The sequence below is a fragment of the Phyllobacterium myrsinacearum genome, assembly GCF_002980555.1.
Classification (GTDB): Bacteria; Pseudomonadota; Alphaproteobacteria; order Rhizobiales; family Rhizobiaceae; genus Phyllobacterium; species Phyllobacterium myrsinacearum.
The window spans coordinates 1-16,472 of the sequence record NZ_PVBT01000005.1 but is presented as its reverse complement, the minus strand read 5'-3'; the positions used below and the strand labels follow the sequence as shown (position 1 = coordinate 16,472).

The 16,472-nt window shown below is 59.6% G+C and carries 13 protein-coding genes; all 13 read left to right on the top strand.

Translation table 11 applies throughout. From position 1 onward, the window contains the following. Nucleotides 1-103 precede the first annotated feature (103 nt). The 13 genes from efeU (at nucleotide 104) to repB (ending at nucleotide 16,278) form a co-directional block, all read left to right on the top strand. Nucleotides 104-943, top strand: coding sequence for an iron uptake transporter permease EfeU (gene efeU, locus C5750_RS16650; protein WP_105735060.1), 840 nt, complete (start codon nucleotides 104-106; stop codon nucleotides 941-943). Nucleotides 944-952: 9 nt separating this feature from the next. Continuing rightward, nucleotides 953-2,143, top strand: a complete 1,191-nt coding sequence (efeO, locus tag C5750_RS16645) for an iron uptake system protein EfeO (protein WP_105735059.1) — start codon at nucleotides 953-955, stop codon at nucleotides 2,141-2,143. A 15-nt stretch (nucleotides 2,144-2,158) separates the two neighbouring features. Then, on the top strand, nucleotides 2,159-3,472 hold the full coding sequence (gene efeB / locus C5750_RS16640) for an iron uptake transporter deferrochelatase/peroxidase subunit (RefSeq protein WP_105735058.1): 1,314 nt from the start codon (nucleotides 2,159-2,161) through the stop codon (nucleotides 3,470-3,472). A gap of 11 nt (nucleotides 3,473-3,483) precedes the next feature. Beyond that, complete coding sequence (gene efeO / locus C5750_RS16635; RefSeq protein WP_105735057.1) at nucleotides 3,484-4,311, top strand: iron uptake system protein EfeO; 828 nt, start codon at nucleotides 3,484-3,486, stop codon at nucleotides 4,309-4,311. Between the two features lie 206 nt (nucleotides 4,312-4,517). Then, nucleotides 4,518-5,090 (top strand): GbsR/MarR family transcriptional regulator, encoded by a 573-nt coding sequence (locus C5750_RS16630; RefSeq protein WP_105735056.1) that lies wholly within the window; start codon nucleotides 4,518-4,520, stop codon nucleotides 5,088-5,090. 5 nt (nucleotides 5,091-5,095) lie between these two features. Further along, nucleotides 5,096-6,868: a thiol reductant ABC exporter subunit CydD gene (cydD, locus tag C5750_RS16625; RefSeq protein WP_105735055.1), complete on the top strand. Its 1,773-nt coding sequence runs from the start codon at nucleotides 5,096-5,098 to the stop codon at nucleotides 6,866-6,868. Next, nucleotides 6,865-8,556: an amino acid ABC transporter ATP-binding/permease protein gene (locus C5750_RS16620; protein WP_425350475.1), complete on the top strand. Its 1,692-nt coding sequence runs from the start codon at nucleotides 6,865-6,867 to the stop codon at nucleotides 8,554-8,556. The genes cydD and C5750_RS16620 overlap by 4 nt, the downstream gene beginning before the upstream one ends. 80 nt (nucleotides 8,557-8,636) lie before the next feature. Next, nucleotides 8,637-10,214, top strand: coding sequence for a cytochrome ubiquinol oxidase subunit I (locus C5750_RS16615; protein ID WP_105735053.1), 1,578 nt, complete (start codon nucleotides 8,637-8,639; stop codon nucleotides 10,212-10,214). A gap of 6 nt (nucleotides 10,215-10,220) precedes the next feature. Continuing rightward, nucleotides 10,221-11,375 (top strand): cytochrome d ubiquinol oxidase subunit II, encoded by a 1,155-nt coding sequence (gene cydB, locus C5750_RS16610; protein WP_105735052.1) that lies wholly within the window; start codon nucleotides 10,221-10,223, stop codon nucleotides 11,373-11,375. Between the two features lie 20 nt (nucleotides 11,376-11,395). Beyond that, on the top strand, nucleotides 11,396-11,515 hold the full coding sequence (gene cydX, locus C5750_RS16605; protein WP_105735051.1) for a cytochrome bd-I oxidase subunit CydX: 120 nt from the start codon (nucleotides 11,396-11,398) through the stop codon (nucleotides 11,513-11,515). Nucleotides 11,516-11,970: 455 nt separating this feature from the next. After that, nucleotides 11,971-13,671, top strand: a complete 1,701-nt coding sequence (locus C5750_RS16600) for a GGDEF domain-containing protein (protein ID WP_130502112.1) — start codon at nucleotides 11,971-11,973, stop codon at nucleotides 13,669-13,671. Between the two features lie 359 nt (nucleotides 13,672-14,030). Next, nucleotides 14,031-15,230 carry a plasmid partitioning protein RepA gene (gene repA / locus C5750_RS16595; protein WP_105735049.1) on the top strand — a complete coding sequence of 400 codons (1,200 nt, stop codon included), beginning with the start codon at nucleotides 14,031-14,033 and terminating at the stop codon, nucleotides 15,228-15,230. 82 nt (nucleotides 15,231-15,312) lie between these two features. Further along, the gene (gene repB, locus C5750_RS16590) at nucleotides 15,313-16,278 is read left to right on the top strand and encodes a plasmid partitioning protein RepB (protein ID WP_105735048.1); all 966 of its coding nucleotides are present in this window, start codon (nucleotides 15,313-15,315) and stop codon (nucleotides 16,276-16,278) included. Nucleotides 16,279-16,472: the final 194 nt, after the last annotated feature.

Sequence of the window (16,472 nt, the reverse complement as noted above, 5' to 3'; positions counted from 1 at the left end):
TAGAATTCTTCTAATATATTGTTATTGCTTCGTTTTTCGTCCCGGTTTATGACTTGCCCAGCGCTGCGCAACATCGGGCTGGCGGCGCCGAGGATTGGTTTTAATGCTTGTTCCATTTTTGATTATGCTGCGCGAGGGCGTTGAGGCCGCGCTGATTGTCGGTATTGTTGCGAGTTATTTGAAGCAGACCGGCCGGGGCGCCTGGATGCCTGCGGTGTGGGTGGGCATTCTGCTTGCCGTTGCCCTGTCCCTGTTCGTGGGCGCGGGCCTGCAGATGGTCAGCGCGCAGTTTCCACAGAAAGCCCAGGAATTTTTCGAAGCCCTTGTCGGGTTCATCGCGGTGATCGTGCTGTCATCCATGGTTTTCTGGATGCGCAAGGCTGCCCGCTCCATCAAATCGGAACTGCATACCTCCATCGACGACGCGCTCGGCCACACGTCCGGGCAAGGGGCAGCGCTGGTTGCCATGGTCTTCTTTGCGGTGGCCCGCGAGGGGCTTGAATCCGTCTTCTTCCTCCTGGCCATTTTTCAACAGAGCGCGAACTCCGAGGCGCCGCTCGGCGCGCTTCTGGGCATTCTGGTCTCCATCGGTCTTGGCTACGGCATTTATGCCGGTGGTGTTCGTCTCAACCTGAAGCGGTTCTTCTACTGGACAGGCCTGTTCATCCTTGTGGTGGCCGCGGGCATCCTTGCCGGCTCGCTGCGGCATCTGCATGAAGCGGGCGTCTGGAACAGCCTGCAGACGGTGGTGTTCGATTTGAGCAATGTGCTGCCGGTCAGCAGCGCCTTCGGTACGCTGCTTTCAGGCATGTTCGGCTATCAGGATATGCCGACGCTGGGTGAAATCATCGCCTATGTCGCATTCCTCGCCGTCAGCCTGTTCTTCTTTCTGCGGCCTGCGCAGCGTCAAGGCGCTGCCGCTGCATCCCGGCCAACCCACTGAAAGCATCCCATGGTCCACAATACGAACCCGTCCGCTCCCCGCCCGCCCTCACAAGCGCTGATGAAGCTTGCCGTCGTGGGTGCCGGCCTGCTTGTCGTTGCTGGCGGAGCCGCATTCTACTATGCCTCGACGAAGGTCAAGACCGGCGCCTCGGAGGGCGCAATTACGGTGACGATCAGTGAGGGAAAATGTGATCCGAATGCCCTGACCGTTCCGGCGGGGCGGACCACGTTCAATATCGTGAACAAGTCGGACCGGGCCCTTGAATGGGAAATTCTCGACGGCGTCATGGTGGTGGAGGAACGGGAGAATATTGTTCCGGGCTTTACCCAGACCCTGACCGCCAAGCTCAATCCCGGCACGTATCAAATCACCTGCGGTCTTCTCAACAATCCGCGCGGGACGCTGACCGTAACACCATCGGCGGAAGCCGATGCGGCGGCAGCGCGTCCGGCGCTGGTGGCGTTTGTTGGGCCGCTGGCCGAATACCAGGTCTTTCTTGCAACGCAGACAAGTGCGCTTGTGAAGAGCGCCCAGGCGCTTGACGAAGCCATTAAGGCCGGTGATATCGACAAGGCACGGGAACTCTACCAGAAGGCCCGCCAGCCCTACATGCAAATCGAGCCCATGGCAGACCGCTTTGCCGATCTGCACAATGCGATCGACCCCGTCGCCGACTATCTGGAAAAGCGTGAGGCGGACCCCGGCTTTACCGGTTTTCACCGTATCGAGTACGGGCTTTATTCGGTCAAGAGCCTCGACGGCCTTGCGCCGGTCTCGGCAAAACTGCTGGCCGACGTTTCGGCGCTCAAGGATCGGGTGCGGTCATTGCGCATCCCGCCTGACCAGATCGCCGCCAGCGCCGCCCGCCTGATCGGCACGATTGCAAGCACAAGGATCGCCGCAGGCGAAAATCACTATGCGCGAACCGACCTTGCCGATTTTGAAGCCAACCTTGCCGGTGTGTCGCGCATGATCGCGCTGATGAAGCCCGTGGTTGCACAGGGCTCTCCCGCGGTTGTTGCGGATATCGAAGCGCGCTTCGCTGCGGTGGACGGCACACTGAAATCACTGCGCGGCGCGGATGGTTTCCCGGCCTATGACAGCGTAAGCGCGGACAACAGGACGGCGCTGGCCACACAGATGCAGGCCCTTGCCGATTCCATCGGCAAATTGAATGCCGCTGTCGGGCTGGAATAGGCTGGGGACGCAATCATGACAAAGGACAGAGACAATAAGCCCTTCATGACCAGCCGCCGCGGCCTCCTGCTTGGAGCGGGTGCGGCAGGCAGTGCGCTCGCGGCCGGCATCACGGCATCTCAGGCTGCCAGCAGCCATGGCGAACAGGTGACGGACGCGCCCGTGAGCGACAAGATGCTGGAACAGCAGCCCTTCCACGGGCAATATCAGTCCGGCATCGTGACACCGCGCCCGGCCGCCGGCATGGTGGCATCGTTCCGGGTGCTGGCGAGCAAGCCGGAAGAGGTAGAACGGTTGTTCAGAAGCCTCACCGAGCGGATTGCGTTTCTGATGAAGGGCGGTACGCCCCCTGCCCTCGACGACAAGCTGCCGCCCGCGGACAGCGGCATCCTCGGCCCAGTGGTCCTGCCTGACAATCTGACAATCACCGTTTCGCTCGGTGCGTCGTTCTTCGAGCAGCGGGAGTGGCTTTCACCCCACAAACCCGCCCGCCTGTCACGGATGAAGGCGTTCAAGAACGACGCGCTGGACCAGTCGCTGTGCCACGGCGACCTGTCGTTGCAGATATCGTCGAACACACCCGACACCAATATTCACGCCTTGCGCGATATCCTGAAAAACCTGCCGGATTTGATGGTCTTGCGCTGGAAGCAGGAAGGGTCGGTTCCCGTCCTGCCGCGCAGCCCCGACGGGACGCATCAGAGTGCGCGCAACTTTCTCGGCTTTCGTGACGGATCGGCCAATCCCGACGCCGGTGATGCCGGTCTGATGCAGCGGATTGTCTGGGTTCAGGATGGTGGCGACGAACCGGCCTGGGCGCGCAATGGCAGCTATCAGGCGGTCCGGATCATCCGCAATTTCGTCGAGCGGTGGGATCGTACGCCGCTTGGCGAGCAGGAGCGCATCATCGGACGGCTCAAGCCCAGCGGTGCTCCCTTTGGCGGCCGTACCGAAACGGAAGTGCCCGATTATGCGAAAGACCCGGACGGAACCGTCACGCCGCTCGATGCGCATATCCGGCTGGCGAATGACCGCAGCAAGGCGGCCGACGCGCATCTCATCCTGCGCCGCCCGTTCAATTATTCCAACGGCGTGAGCAAATCCGGTCAGCTCGAACAGGGGCTGCTGTTCATTTGCTACCAGGCCGATCTGGAGAAGGGATTCATTGCCGTTCAGAACAAGCTGAATGGCGAGCCGCTGGAAGAATACATCAAGCCCATTGGCGGCGGTTTCTTCTTTACCCTGCCGGGTGTCACCGGCGCTGACGATTTTCTCGGCCGACCCCTCTTGGAAGCAGCCGGCCATACGCCAACTAACACCAAATCCTGAAGGAGCTACCCATGAAATTCAGAGCCTATCTTGCCGCAAGTATCGTCGCGATCATCGCGGCTGCGGCGCCGCGCACCGCCAATGCGGAGGTCTCGCCTCTCGATCTCGTCGGGCCCATTGCCGAGTACAAGATTTTCATCGGTGAAAACCTGGAGAAGCTGGTCAGCGAGACCAAGGCCTTTACCGATGCCGTCAAGGCCGGCGATCTTGAAAAGGCCAAGAAGCTCTACGCCCCGACCCGCATGAACTACGAAATCGTCGAGCCGGTGGCCGAACTTTTCAGCGATCTCGATGGTTCCATCGATTCGCGTGCCGATGACCACGAGCAGAAGGAAAAGGATCCCGGGTTCACCGGTTTCCATCGTCTTGAATATGGCCTGTTCAGCCAGAACAGCACGGAAGGCCTGGCGGAGTTTGCCGACAAGCTTCAGGCCGATGTCGTTGAACTGCACAAGCGCATCACCGATCTGACCTTCCCGCCCGAGAAGGTCTTTGGCGGCGCTGCCGCCTTGATGGAAGAAGTTGCGGCGACCAAGATTTCCGGTGAAGAAGACCGCTACAGCCACACGGACCTGTGGGATTTCAAGGCAAACTTTGACGGTTCGCGCAAGATTTTCGAGCTGGCACGTCCGCTGATCGAAAAGAGTGACGGCGCATTCGTCACCAAGGTTGCGGGCAATTTCGATACGGTCGACAAAACCCTGTCGAAATACAAGACCGCGGAAGGCTACGAACTCTATGACAAGCTGACCGACGATGACCGCTCGGTGCTTGCCGCTGCCGTGAACACGCTGGCTGAAGACCTTTCGACCCTGCGCGGCAAGCTCGGACTGAACTGACCGCGTCACTGTGTTCAGATGGAAATAGGAAAACCCGGCCGGCAACGGCCGGGTTTTTTGTTGGCCAAGTCATTGAACGGACAGCGCATTCTTTCCGCCATCGTTGCAATGCCAGGTTGATGCCCGCGGTCACTTGCATCTCATTGATTTATCGAATATCGTAATTTCAGTAATTACTGAAATAACTGTTGTGTCGGGAATCTCTGATGAATCTTCCTCCTCTCGTTCAGTCCTTCGTGTTGCATTTCGGCGAAATGGGCAGCCGGTGGGGCATCAATCGCACCGTGGGACAGATCTATGCCCTGCTCTATGTCACGCCCGAACCGCTGAATGCCGATCAGATTGTCGAATCGCTGGGCATTTCCAGATCCAATGTGTCGATGAGCCTGCGCGAGCTGCAGGCGTGGAATCTTGTCCTGCTGAAACACCTGCCGGATGACCGGCGGGATTTCTTCACAACCCCGGACGATGTCTGGCAGATCTTGCGCACGCTTGCGGAGGAGCGAAAGAAGCGCGAGGTCGATCCGACACTCTCCGTCTTGCGCGAAATACTCATGCAGCAGCCGGCAAGCGATGCCGAGCGGCATGCCCAGGAACGCATGGCGGAAATGCATGGGCTTATCGAGCGCCTCACAACTTGGTACGATGATGTGAAGAAGCTCGAAACTGACCGCCTTGCAACTCTGTTGACGCTTGGCGCCAAGGTAACGCGATTGCTCGAGGCGAAAGACAAGATCGTCTCGCTCGGCCGCTCCAAACGCAGTCCGGACAAGGCATAGATGTCATGTCAGTCGATGCACTCAGTTCCCCGGTAGCTTTGCGGGCAGGTGATCCGGCCGCAAACGGTCAGGCGCGCGCAAAAACCGCGGAGCCGGATAAGGCGGGGGTGGAAACGTCCAGCCATTTGCCCGGGCAGAGACCGGCAGCCCTTGTGCAGGCTGTTGCCGCGCTCCTATGGCTGCCGCAGGCGGCCCTGCTCAGCATCGCTGTCGGCCGGATCGCCGCGGGCAACGGTTTGTCCGGCATCCTCTGGCTTGCGTCCGGCGTTCTTATAATCGGTATACTGCGCGCATTCATCGATGCTGCGGGCAACCGGCTTGCTTTCCACGGTGCACGCGCCACGCTTGCCAGGCTGCGCCGGGACGGCGTTCTTGCCCTTGCCCGTCGCTCGCCACTTGATCCCGGCCGCATTGCCTCCGGGGAAGCGGCAAGCATCCTGGCCGAGCAGGCGGAAGCCGTGGTGCCTTACCTCGCGCGGTTCCGTCCGGCCCGGTTCAAGGCAACAGTGGTGCCGGTTGCCATTCTTCTGTGCGTGCTTAGCCTGTCATGGGCTGTTGCCATCGTTCTGCTCGTTGCCGCGCCGCTCATTCCTGTGTTCATGGCGCTGATCGGCTGGCGCGCCAAGGCGGCGAGCGAGGCGCAATTGGTCGAAGTCGGGGGAATGAACGCGTTTCTGCTCGACCGGCTGCGCGGACTGGCGACAATTCGCGCGCTGGATGCGGTGGATGTGACGGCAAAGCGCCTGAGAGCCGATGCGGAGTCGTTGCGGTCGCGCACGATGGCCGTCCTGCGCATCGCCTTTCTGTCCTCTGCGGTCCTTGAGCTCTTTGCCGCGCTTGGCGTTGCCATGGTGGCGGTCTATGTCGGGTTTCATCTTCTCGGGCAACTCGACTTTGGAACCTGGCGCGGCAGGCTGTCCTTGAGCGAAGGGCTGTTCATCCTGTTGTTAGCCCCGGCATTCTTTGAGCCGTTGCGCGAGCTTTCAGTGGTTTGGCATGACCGTGCGGCAGGCGAAGCATCGCTGGAAGCGCTGCGCAAACTTGCCGTCAAGGGCGTGGACCTGCCGCGTGACGGCGACAAGCCCGATAATGACCGGGCTGCATTCCCCGCGCAGTTCGGAGCGCCCTCCGTCCATATCCGTGATGTCACGTTCCGTTATGCCGGGGACCGGCGGCCGGTTTTCGAACAGTTCAGTCTCGATATCGCTCCGGGTGAAAGCGTGGCCCTGCTTGGACCGAGCGGGTCGGGAAAATCGACCTTGCTGGCCCTGATTGCCGGTCTGGCGCCGCTGGACGGGGGCGACATAATGGTTGCCGGCAAATCCATGGCAACCGGCGCTGCGGCACAGCGCCGGTGCATCGCCTGGGTCGGCCAAAAACCGCATATCTTTGCCGGGACTGTCGGTGCGAATGTTTCCCTGGGCCGGCCGGAAGTCGATGCGGATGCGGTGGCGTCGGCGCTGCACAATGCGGCCCTGGACACGGTTGCCAATGCCCGTGGAAAATCATCCATCGGCGAAGGCGGCGCGGGTCTTTCCGGTGGCGAGGCGCTGCGTCTCGCCCTGGCGCGTGCGGCCGCAAACGCGCATGCGCAATTGATTCTCGCGGACGAGCCGACCGCACATCTCGATGATGAGACGGCAAATGATATTGCCAGCAGATTGTTTGCGCTGGCGCAAGGCAGGACATTGGTCATCGCAACGCATGATCCGGCTCTTGCCGCACGGGCCGATCGCATCATCGATCTTCGGACCGTTTTCACAGGGAGTGATGCGTGATGTCATTCTGGCGCGATTTCCGGCCTGTGTTGCGGCTCTTCCTGGCGGAGCGGCGGTTCATGCTGCTGGCCGGTGCGGTTTTGGCGGCGGCGACGGTGCTTGCGGGCATTGCCCTGCTTGGCCTGTCGGGCTGGTTCATCACCGCCACGGCCATTGCCGGATTGTCGTCGGCAACAGCTTTTGCGTTCGATGTCTTTGCCCCATCGGCGGGTATCCGTTTTCTGGCGCTTGCCCGTACCGCTGCGCGCTACGGCGAACGGTTGACGACCCATGACGCCACGCTCGGTGTTCTCGCCGGTTTGCGTGAGACCTTGTTTCGCGGATGGGCCAGACCCGAGGCTGCCCATCTGCTGCTTCGCCGGCCGTCAAAGCTGCTGTTCCGGCTGACGGCCGACATTGACGCCCTGGATTCGCTCTATCTGCGGATAATGGTGCCGGGCGCCGTGGCGCTGTGCTCCGCGGTGGCCGTGAGCGTGGTCTTCGGGCTGATGCATCCGCTGTTTGGCCTGGGCGTTGCCGCCTGGCTTCTGGCAACAGGGCTGGCGATACCGTTTCTGGCCGGGCGCTTTTCGCTGGATGCGGCGCGCCGCCGGGCCCATGCGATGGAAGCGCTGCGCTCGCGTGTGATCGATCTTGTCGCGGGGCAGACGGATCTCATCATGGCAAGCCGGGTGGCGGCGCAATGTGCTGCGGTCCAATCCGCCGATGATCGTCTGATGAATGCGGATGACAGGCTCAACCGTGTCGAAATGGCCGTGACTGCAGGTTTCGGCATCGCCTCCGCCGTGCTTCTCACGGGTACGCTGCTGGCCGTTGCCATTCTCGCACAGGCCGGCCTGATCGGCGCGCCAGTTGCGGCCCTGGCTATTCTCATGGCGCTGGCAGCGCTTGAACCCTTTGCGGGGCTGCGGCGCGGTGCACTGGAACTGGGCCGCACCATTCTTGCGGCGCGGCGCATCGGCGGCAATCTTGCCGCTGTGCCCTCCCCCGCCCTGCCCTCCCCTCCTCCGGCAGGTGTGGCGGCAAGGCTTGAAAAGGTCAGCGCCGTTCACCGGGGCGCGGCGGTTCCCGCCCTCACGGACATCTCGCTGTCATTGGCAAAGGGCGAGCGTGTTGCGCTGGTTGGCGCCAGCGGTGCGGGCAAATCGACATTGCTGGCCCTGATTGCCGGTGAATTGCAGCCCGTGAACGGCTGTGCCGTCTACGTTCCTTCAGCACGCCTGACGCAGCGGACGGAACTCTTTCAGGATAGTCTGCGCGAGAATCTCAGGCTTGCCGACCCCGCCGCCGGGGACGATCGCCTTTGGCAGGTGCTTGTGATAGCCGGGCTGGCAAGCCATGTGGAAAAATTAACGGCCGGGCTCGATACAAGGCTTGGCGAAGGCGGATTGGGGCTTTCGGGCGGACAGTTGCGCCGTCTTGCATTGGCCCGGCTGCTTCTGCGCAACGCGACGCTCTGGCTGTTGGATGAACCGACCGAGGGACTGGACGGCGAGACGGCCCGGGATGTCCTGCAGCGGCTGACACAGGAGATGGCCGGCCACGCCGTCCTCATCGCCACGCATATTCGGCGGGAAGCTGAAATGGCTGACCGCCTCCTCATCATGAAACAGGGGCAGATCGTTGCCTCTTTACACCGCGGCGAACCGGAATTCGACGCCGCACTTGCAGCACTGCGGCCGGACTGAGGACGCAGTCTCAATCACTCGGCGCTCGCTCTTTGCGGCGCTGATCAACAGGGGGTCGGGTGTAAGCCCGGCATGAGCAGATGGAACTCGACATCGTAGCGCTTTCGCGCCTGCAATTTGCGATAACCGCGCTTTATCACTTTCTCTTCGTACCATTGACGCTTGGCCTCTCCGTATTGCTTGCAATCATGGAGACCGTCTACGTCATGACCGGCCGCGTCGTGTGGCGCCAGATGACCAAGTTCTGGGGCACATTGTTCGGTATCAACTTTGCGCTCGGCGTCGCCACCGGCATTGTCATGGAATTCCAGTTCGGCATGAACTGGAGTTACTACAGCCAGTATGTCGGCGATATCTTTGGGGCGCCGCTGGCCATTGAAGGCCTCATGGCGTTCTTTCTGGAAGCGACCTTTGTCGGGTTGTTCTTCTTCGGCTGGGACAAGCTGTCCAAAGTCGGGCACCTCACGGCAACCTGGCTGGTTGCAATCGGCTCCAACTTCTCCGCCTTGTGGATATTGATCGCCAATGGCTGGATGCAAAATCCGGTGGGGTCAGCCTTCAATCCCCATACGATGCGCATGGAAGTTACGGATTTCTTTGCGGTTCTGTTCAATCCTGTCGCGCAGGCGAAATTCGTTCACACGGTTTCGGCCGGTTACGTAACGGCCTCCATCTTTGTTCTCGGCGTTTCCGCCTGGTATATCCTGAAGGGGCGTCACACGGCGCTGGCCAAGCGGTCGATGACGGTGGCGGCATCCTTCGGACTGGCCGCAGCGCTTTCTGTCGTCGTGCTTGGCGATGAAAGCGGCTATCTCTCCACGGAACACCAGAAAATGAAACTCGCCTCGATTGAGGCCATGTGGGAGACCGAGCCCGCTCCTGCCGCCTTCACGGCGTTCGGGTTTCCCGACCAGCAGAGCCGCGAAACCCATTATGCGGTTCGTATTCCCTGGGTGATGGGGCTCATCGGCACGCGGTCGCTGACCACGGAAATTCCCGGAATTGAAGATCTGGTCAAACATGCGGAGGTGCGGATCAAACAGGGGATCGTCGCTTATGACGCGCTGCAACAGATTCGTGCGGCCGGCAGCACCAGTGCGATCGCACCGGAGACACAGGCCAAGTTTGAAAACAACGGCGCCGATCTCGGTTATGCCCTGCTTCTCAAGCGCTATGTCGACGATCCGCGCCAGGCGACCAACGCCCAGATTGAAAAGGCCGCGCTGGATACGGTCCCGCACGTTCCGACACTTTTCTGGTCATTCCGCATCATGGTCGGTCTCGGCATGTTCTTCATCCTGTTGACCGGGACGTTCTTCGTGCTGTCGGTCCGGCGGCAACTCGATGCATATCCGTGGCTGTTGCGCATTGCAGTCCTGGCGATCCCCCTCCCCTGGATCGCAGCGGAGATGGGATGGATTGTCGCCGAATTCGGCCGCCAGCCCTGGATCATCGAAGGCGTCCTGCCAACGGCGGCCGCCGTTTCCAATCTGGGCGCGACGTCGCTTCTGATCACGATTGCCGGGTTCGTGACGATCTACACAATCCTGTTCATGATTGAGATGGGCCTGATGCTTCGTGCCATTCGCAAGGGGCCGGAACTGGATAATGAGCCAGAAGCCGTCCTGATTTCCCCCCATATCGTACCTGCGGAGTAAACAATCATGATCCTGCATCAATTTCTCGACTATGATACTTTAAGGCTGATCTGGTGGGTGCTGCTTGGCGTGTTGCTGATCGGGTTTGCCGTTACCGACGGCTTTGATCTTGGCATCGGCACGTTGTTGCCCTTTGTGGCCCGTACCGACATGGAGCGCCGTATCGCCATCAATACGATCGGTCCGATCTGGGAAGGCAACCAGGTCTGGCTGATTGTCGGTGGCGGTGCGATATTTGCCGCCTGGCCGCCGCTTTACGCGGTCTCCTTCTCCGGCTTCTATCTTGCCATGTTCGTTATCCTGGCAGCACTGATCATCCGGCCTGTCGCGTTCAAATACCGGTCGAAGCGTGAGAGCACCGCCTGGCGGGCTGCCTGGGACTGGGCCCTGTTTGTCGGTGGCTTCGTGCCGTCACTCATCTTCGGCGTGGCGCTGGGCAATGTGCTGCAGGGTGTTCCCTTCCGTTTTGACGGGGATCTGCGCGTTTTCTACGAAGGGTCCTTCTTCGGGCTGCTCAATCCGTTCGCGCTCCTCTGCGGGCTTCTTTCGGTCGCCATGCTGGTCATGCACGGCAGTGCGTGGCTGCAATTGAAGACGACGGGGATCATCGCCGAGCGAGCCCGCAGGTTTGGCGGGATCGCGGCGCCGGTCACCGTGCTTCTGTTTGCCGTCGCGGGACTTATCCTTTGGACCGGTATGAACGGGTATCGCATTTCCAGCGTCATCGATCCGACCGGACCATCCAATCCGCTGCTGAAAACCGTCATATCGGACAAGAGCGCCTGGTTCGCCAATTTCAGCACACATGCGTGGATGCTGGCTGCCCCCCTCCTCGGCTTCCTGGGCGCTCTCGTTGCCATGCTGGGTTTCCGTCTCAAGCGGGAAATCACCACCATCCTGGCAAGCGCGTTGTCGATTTTCGGCATTATTTCGACGGTGGGCCTGTCGATGTTTCCCTTCATCCTGCCGTCGTCGCTTGATCCGCGATCGAGCCTGACGGTCTGGGATGCGTCGTCAAGCCACCTCACCCTGTTCATCATGCTGGTGGTGACGGTTATTTTCGTGCCGCTGATCGTCCTCTACACAAGCTGGGTCTACCATGTGCTGTGGGGGAAAGTGGACGACAAGACGATCAGCAACAAGAGCGGTCACGCTTACTAGGACGAAGAAGGAGTAAAAGAATGTGGTATTTTGCCTGGCTGCTCGGATTGCCGTTTGCTGCTGCTTTCGCCGTTCTCAATGCCATGTGGTACGAGCTGGTCGAGGACGATGCCAGCCGCAAGGCGGGCGGCAAGAAATAGCAACGGATATCCGTTAGGACTTGATTGGCCGGATGGCTTTATCGCCGGAGCGCCGGGCGGCAAATGTATCTCATTTGCCGCCCGGTATTTTTTTGTAGGTTCATTGCTTTTCTTCACGGATCGATACAACTCAAAGGTGCGCGTCATACTTCAACCTATGCGTGTATTTGCCTATTGATATCTTCCTTCAAAACGGCCATACGATTGAGCGACAAGGCCATGCGTTTGTCAGAAAACGCGGACTTCAGAAGGGACGAAGGACAGTCTTGCAGGTGGCGCTTCAGCCACTGGCGGGAGCTATTGCGATAGGATAATATTGATTGACTTCTTTTCGTCCGGCCCGTTTTGGGAGACGTCCCGTACCCACCGTGTTCAACCCTGCCGAACCGCCCCGGAATCCGCCGCAAGACCTTGCGGGCGCCAGCCTGTATAGGAAGCTTTGGACCGGGATCGGCATGGCGGCGGCATGCACCGCTATCCTCGCGGCGAGTGTCATATTGCCATCCTATGGGGATTACCGGCTTGCGCGGCTTAATCTTGATCGGGTGGAACGCTTTCGTCTTGTGCTGGATGCGGCCAATCGCCTGTCGGCGGAACGCGGCCCATCGAACACGATCATGGGAAGCCACGGTGCGCCGGCAGGCGACGTCGTCCAGCGGCTGGCCCAGTTTCGTGCGGCAAGTGATGCCGCTCTGGCCGCAGTTGCAACCCCGCAGACACGTGATCCCGAGGCCGTGGCTCACCCGACGCCCCTCCCCTTGATCGAGCAGACAGGCATTGAGCTGAAACGCGCCAGGATGGATGTCGACCGGGTCGCTGCGATCCCATTTGATCAGCGCACCACCGGCGATGTCCAGCAGGCCATTGAAGGCATGTTTGCCGTTGTCGACAATTTCCAGGCAATCGTGGCGTGGAATGTCAACGAGCTTGTCGGGTCCGATGATGCGATTGCCGCCTCGGTGATGACGGGCCACATGTTGAGCGATCTGAGGGAATATGGCGGACGCATCGCGTCGCAGATCATGGCCCCGATCGCCACCCATCAACCACTGGAACGCAAGCACCTGATTGACAGCAGCCGGACGCGCGGGCGGCTCAACGAGCTCTGGCGCCTGATTGGCGGGCAAGACGCCCTCTTCCGCAGCGATGCCCGCCTTGCCGGCAAGCGCGAGGAAATCGAGCGCGTGTTTTTCGGCGATGGCCTCGGCATGGTCGACGCCCTGGTTGGGGAAGGCCGGGTCTCCGGGCAATATTCCATGACGGCGGAGCAGTTCACTGACCGCTTTGTCAAAACGCTTCAACCGCTCGAGAGCCTGCGCAGCGAGTTCCTGAACGTCAAGATCGATGAACTCATGCACGCGCGCGACCATGCCTTGAGCACCTTGATCCTGGTTATCGCCATAACGTCGGCGATACTGGCCATTCTTGCGAGCCTGGTTCACATGGTGCACCGGTCCGTTCTGTCGCCGCTCCTGCAGGCGCGGGAGGAGGTCATCGGCCTTGCGCATGATGTGCCGGTCAAGCTTGGCGACAGGCGATATTATGCGGGGGAAATGCGCCGTCTTTTTGATGCGATCCAGGTTTTGCGCGGCAAGCTGCACGAGCGGGCTGTTTTGACCGACAAACTGAAAGAACAGGCGGAAACCGACGGCTTGACCGGTCTCTTCAACAGACGCACGCTCGACCTGATCGGGCAGAGCGCAGCAAAGGAGAACGAGCAGCCGGAGACGGCCTGTCTCATTCTCCTGGACATCGATTATTTCAAGCTCGTCAACGACACCTATGGTCATCAGGCCGGAGACCATGTGCTCAGGGATGTGTCGGCCCTGTTGCGGTCGATGGTCCGCTCGGCGGATGTCATCGCCCGGTTCGGCGGCGAGGAGTTTGCCATTCTCTCGACAGGCGACCAGCTTGCGGATGTGGTCATGCGTGCCCGCCGGATCCGGCTCGCCTTGCAGCGGCACGAGATTCAGCTGTCCGACGGTGTTTGCCTGAATATGACCGCAAGTTTTGGCGTCGCCAGAGGCGCCTTGGGCTCTGCCGGATGGCCGAAACTTATCAAGGCCGCGGATGTGGCGCTCTACCGTGCCAAATCGGAAGGCAGAAATCGCGTTCGATTCGCTGCCGATGATCAGGCCGAGGCTGATGATGCGTGATTGCAGGCGTGATTGCTGATGAACCAGCGGATGAGTCTGCGGGTTTCCATGGTGAAACGGCGCCCGGCCGAAGGGCTGATTACCCCGATCACCTCGGTTATCGCTCTCAGGGAATGTTTACTGCAGTAAATTCTCGGTGTTTTTATAAGAAAAACAGCGGGTTACTTGCGTTCTGATGCTGGCTATCCCAGCGCTGCCGGATATGCAGCGGGATTCATGGCGCTGCATGTACTGCATGATAAAACTGTTGTTAAGTTTCTGTTAACCTAAAATTTCTTGATGGTTCGTTCGAATCGGAGCTTAATGGCGCTTCTCAGAAGATTTGCTTTGAAAAAGCGCTATTAGAGGTTTTGTCTCCGATGAATTTCGCTCTACCTCTGCCCAAGTTTGAGTTTGATGACAAGATCCTCGATCAGGGTGCAGAGATTTCACGCCGCCTGAATCAGCTTCGGATGGAAAAGTTTCCGCCGAATGCCAAGAAGACGTTGCGGCAGTTCTCCATGGCAGAAGTGGCGCACTATCTTGGTGTGACGCAGAACAATCTCAAGCGGCTGCATCTGGAAGGCAAGGGCCCCGTACCGGCGCAGGCGGCGTCCGGACGGCGTTCCTATACGGCGGAGCAGATGCTGGAGCTGCGCCATTATCTTGACCGCAACGGCCGGACCGAGGTTAAAAAATATGTGCCGCACCGCAAGCCCGGCGACAAGCTGCAAGTGATCGCGGTCGTCAACTTCAAGGGTGGTTCCGGCAAGACGACGACATCGGCGCATCTCGCGCAGTATCTGGCGCTGACGGGCCATCGGGTTCTGGCGATCGATCTTGATCCGCAGGCTTCCCTCTCCGCCCTGCACGGCTTCCAGCCTGAACTGGACCGGAATCTGTCGCTGTATGAATCCATCCGCTATGACGATCAGCGCAAGCCGATTGCCGATGTGATCCTGCCGACCAATTTCCCTGGGCTCGACATCATTCCGGCCAATCTGGAACTGCAGGAATATGAGTACGATACCCCGCTGGCGATGCAAGACAAGGCTTCGCGCGAGGGCCGGCAGTTCTTTACCCGTATCGCCAGCGCGCTTGAGAGTGTCGATGACCGCTATGACGTGGTCGTCGTCGATTGCCCGCCGCAGCTCGGTTATCTCACGCTGACGGCAATGTCCGCTGCCACGGCGGTTTTGATCACCGTGCATCCGCAGATGCTGGATCTGATGTCCATGTCGCAGTTCCTGCTGATGCTGGGCGGTATCCTGAAGACCGTGAAGCAGGCCGGAGCGAAGGTGGAGCTTGATTGGTTCCGCTATCTGATTACCCGCTATGAACCGACGGATATTCCGCAGGCGCAGATGGTGGGCTTCATGCAATCCATGCTGGCTGAAGAGATATTGGCCAATGCCATGCTGAAATCCACGGCGGTGTCGGATGCCGGCCTGACCAAACAGACGCTTTATGAGGTGGAGAAGAACAGTTTCACGCGCTCAACCTATGAGCGGGCGATCGAGTCGCTTGATGCTGTTAATGCCGAGATCGCTTCGCTGGTGCATCGTGCGTGGGGCCGGTGACATGAACGCACGATTTACTGCCGTAAAAACATTGGTTTTCTCAAGAGAAATCAACCGCATGACTGGGAATGGACGCAATTAGATGGCCAGGAAGGATATTTTCAGCAGCGTGATGAACGCAGCGCCAGCACAGACGGAGCGCAATGACGCGCTGTCCTATGTGGTGACAGGTGCATCGCGCTCCATCAAGAGCTCGTTCGAAGAGCTGGCCAAGGGCAGTGTGGTTGAACTTGATCCGGAACTGATCGACGGGTCGTTTGTCTCCGATCGCATCGATGACGACGATCAGGCCTTTCAGGAACTGCTGGCCGCCATTGCGGAGAGGGGGCAGGATTCGCCGGTTCTCGTTCGCCCGCATCCCTCGATATCCGGCCGTTATCAGATCGTCTTCGGTCATCGCCGGGTTAGGGCCGCACGGCATCTCGGCAAGCTTGTGCGCGCCGTGGTCAAGCCGATGGCGGATCAGGATCACGTCATTGCGCAGGGGCAGGAAAACGCGGCGCGGCAAAACCTCTCCTTTATCGAGCGGACGCTGTTTGCAAAGCGGCTTGGCGATCTTGGCTATGACCACGCCGTCATCAAATCCGCGTTGGCGCTCGATCCGACCACCTTCTCCAAGATGCAGTCGGTTTCATCTAACATTCCAGAGACTATCGTTCTTGCCATTGGTTCGGCCAAGGCAACGGGGCGGGATCGCTGGTGGCAGCTTTCCAAATTTCTGGAACAGCCGGGCAATCAAGCGAGGGCGGCCGAGTTCATTCGCTCTGCGGATTTTGCTGTTGAGAACAGCGATGACCGGTTTGCGCGCCTGTTCGATTGCCTGAGCAATACAAAGCGGCCGGTGCCGAAAGCGGGCGCTTCAAGGACAAAGACCTGGGCGGCCAAGGATAAATCGCTCAACGCAGAGATCAAAGATACGGGAAAGAGCTTTACACTGGCATTGAAGGCCAAAAATGCTTCTCGTTTCGGTGCATATATTGCCGATAACCTTGACGAACTCTATCGAGCCTTCAGGGAATCGGAAACAGTAGGAAAAACAGGAGATTAACCGCACAAGAAAAAAGCCCACCTAAACATCTCTGTCTTGGAAGGCTTCTCTCATATCTCTAGCAGGATCGAGAATCGCATTTCCGGGAATCAGTGTCAAGCAGAATTGGCGTCGTTTGGGCGGATGGATTTCTTTTGCCTATTGAAAGGTAGAAGACGATGCAGTCGGGGAATGCATTCACGACGCCCTTCGGG

Coding starts and splice junctions, on each gene's coding strand:
- efeU (WP_105735060.1), top strand. CDS start 104: ATGCTTGTTCCATTTTTGATTATGCTGCGCGAGGGCGTTGAGGCCGCG.
- efeO (WP_105735059.1), top strand. CDS start 953: ATGGTCCACAATACGAACCCGTCCGCTCCCCGCCCGCCCTCACAAGCG.
- efeB (WP_105735058.1), top strand. CDS start 2,159: ATGACAAAGGACAGAGACAATAAGCCCTTCATGACCAGCCGCCGCGGC.
- efeO (WP_105735057.1), top strand. CDS start 3,484: ATGAAATTCAGAGCCTATCTTGCCGCAAGTATCGTCGCGATCATCGCG.
- C5750_RS16630 (WP_105735056.1), top strand. CDS start 4,518: ATGAATCTTCCTCCTCTCGTTCAGTCCTTCGTGTTGCATTTCGGCGAA.
- cydD (WP_105735055.1), top strand. CDS start 5,096: ATGTCAGTCGATGCACTCAGTTCCCCGGTAGCTTTGCGGGCAGGTGAT.
- C5750_RS16615 (WP_105735053.1), top strand. CDS start 8,637: ATGGAACTCGACATCGTAGCGCTTTCGCGCCTGCAATTTGCGATAACC.
- cydB (WP_105735052.1), top strand. CDS start 10,221: ATGATCCTGCATCAATTTCTCGACTATGATACTTTAAGGCTGATCTGG.
- cydX (WP_105735051.1), top strand. CDS start 11,396: ATGTGGTATTTTGCCTGGCTGCTCGGATTGCCGTTTGCTGCTGCTTTC.
- C5750_RS16600 (WP_130502112.1), top strand. CDS start 11,971: ATGGCGGCGGCATGCACCGCTATCCTCGCGGCGAGTGTCATATTGCCA.
- repA (WP_105735049.1), top strand. CDS start 14,031: ATGAATTTCGCTCTACCTCTGCCCAAGTTTGAGTTTGATGACAAGATC.
- repB (WP_105735048.1), top strand. CDS start 15,313: ATGGCCAGGAAGGATATTTTCAGCAGCGTGATGAACGCAGCGCCAGCA.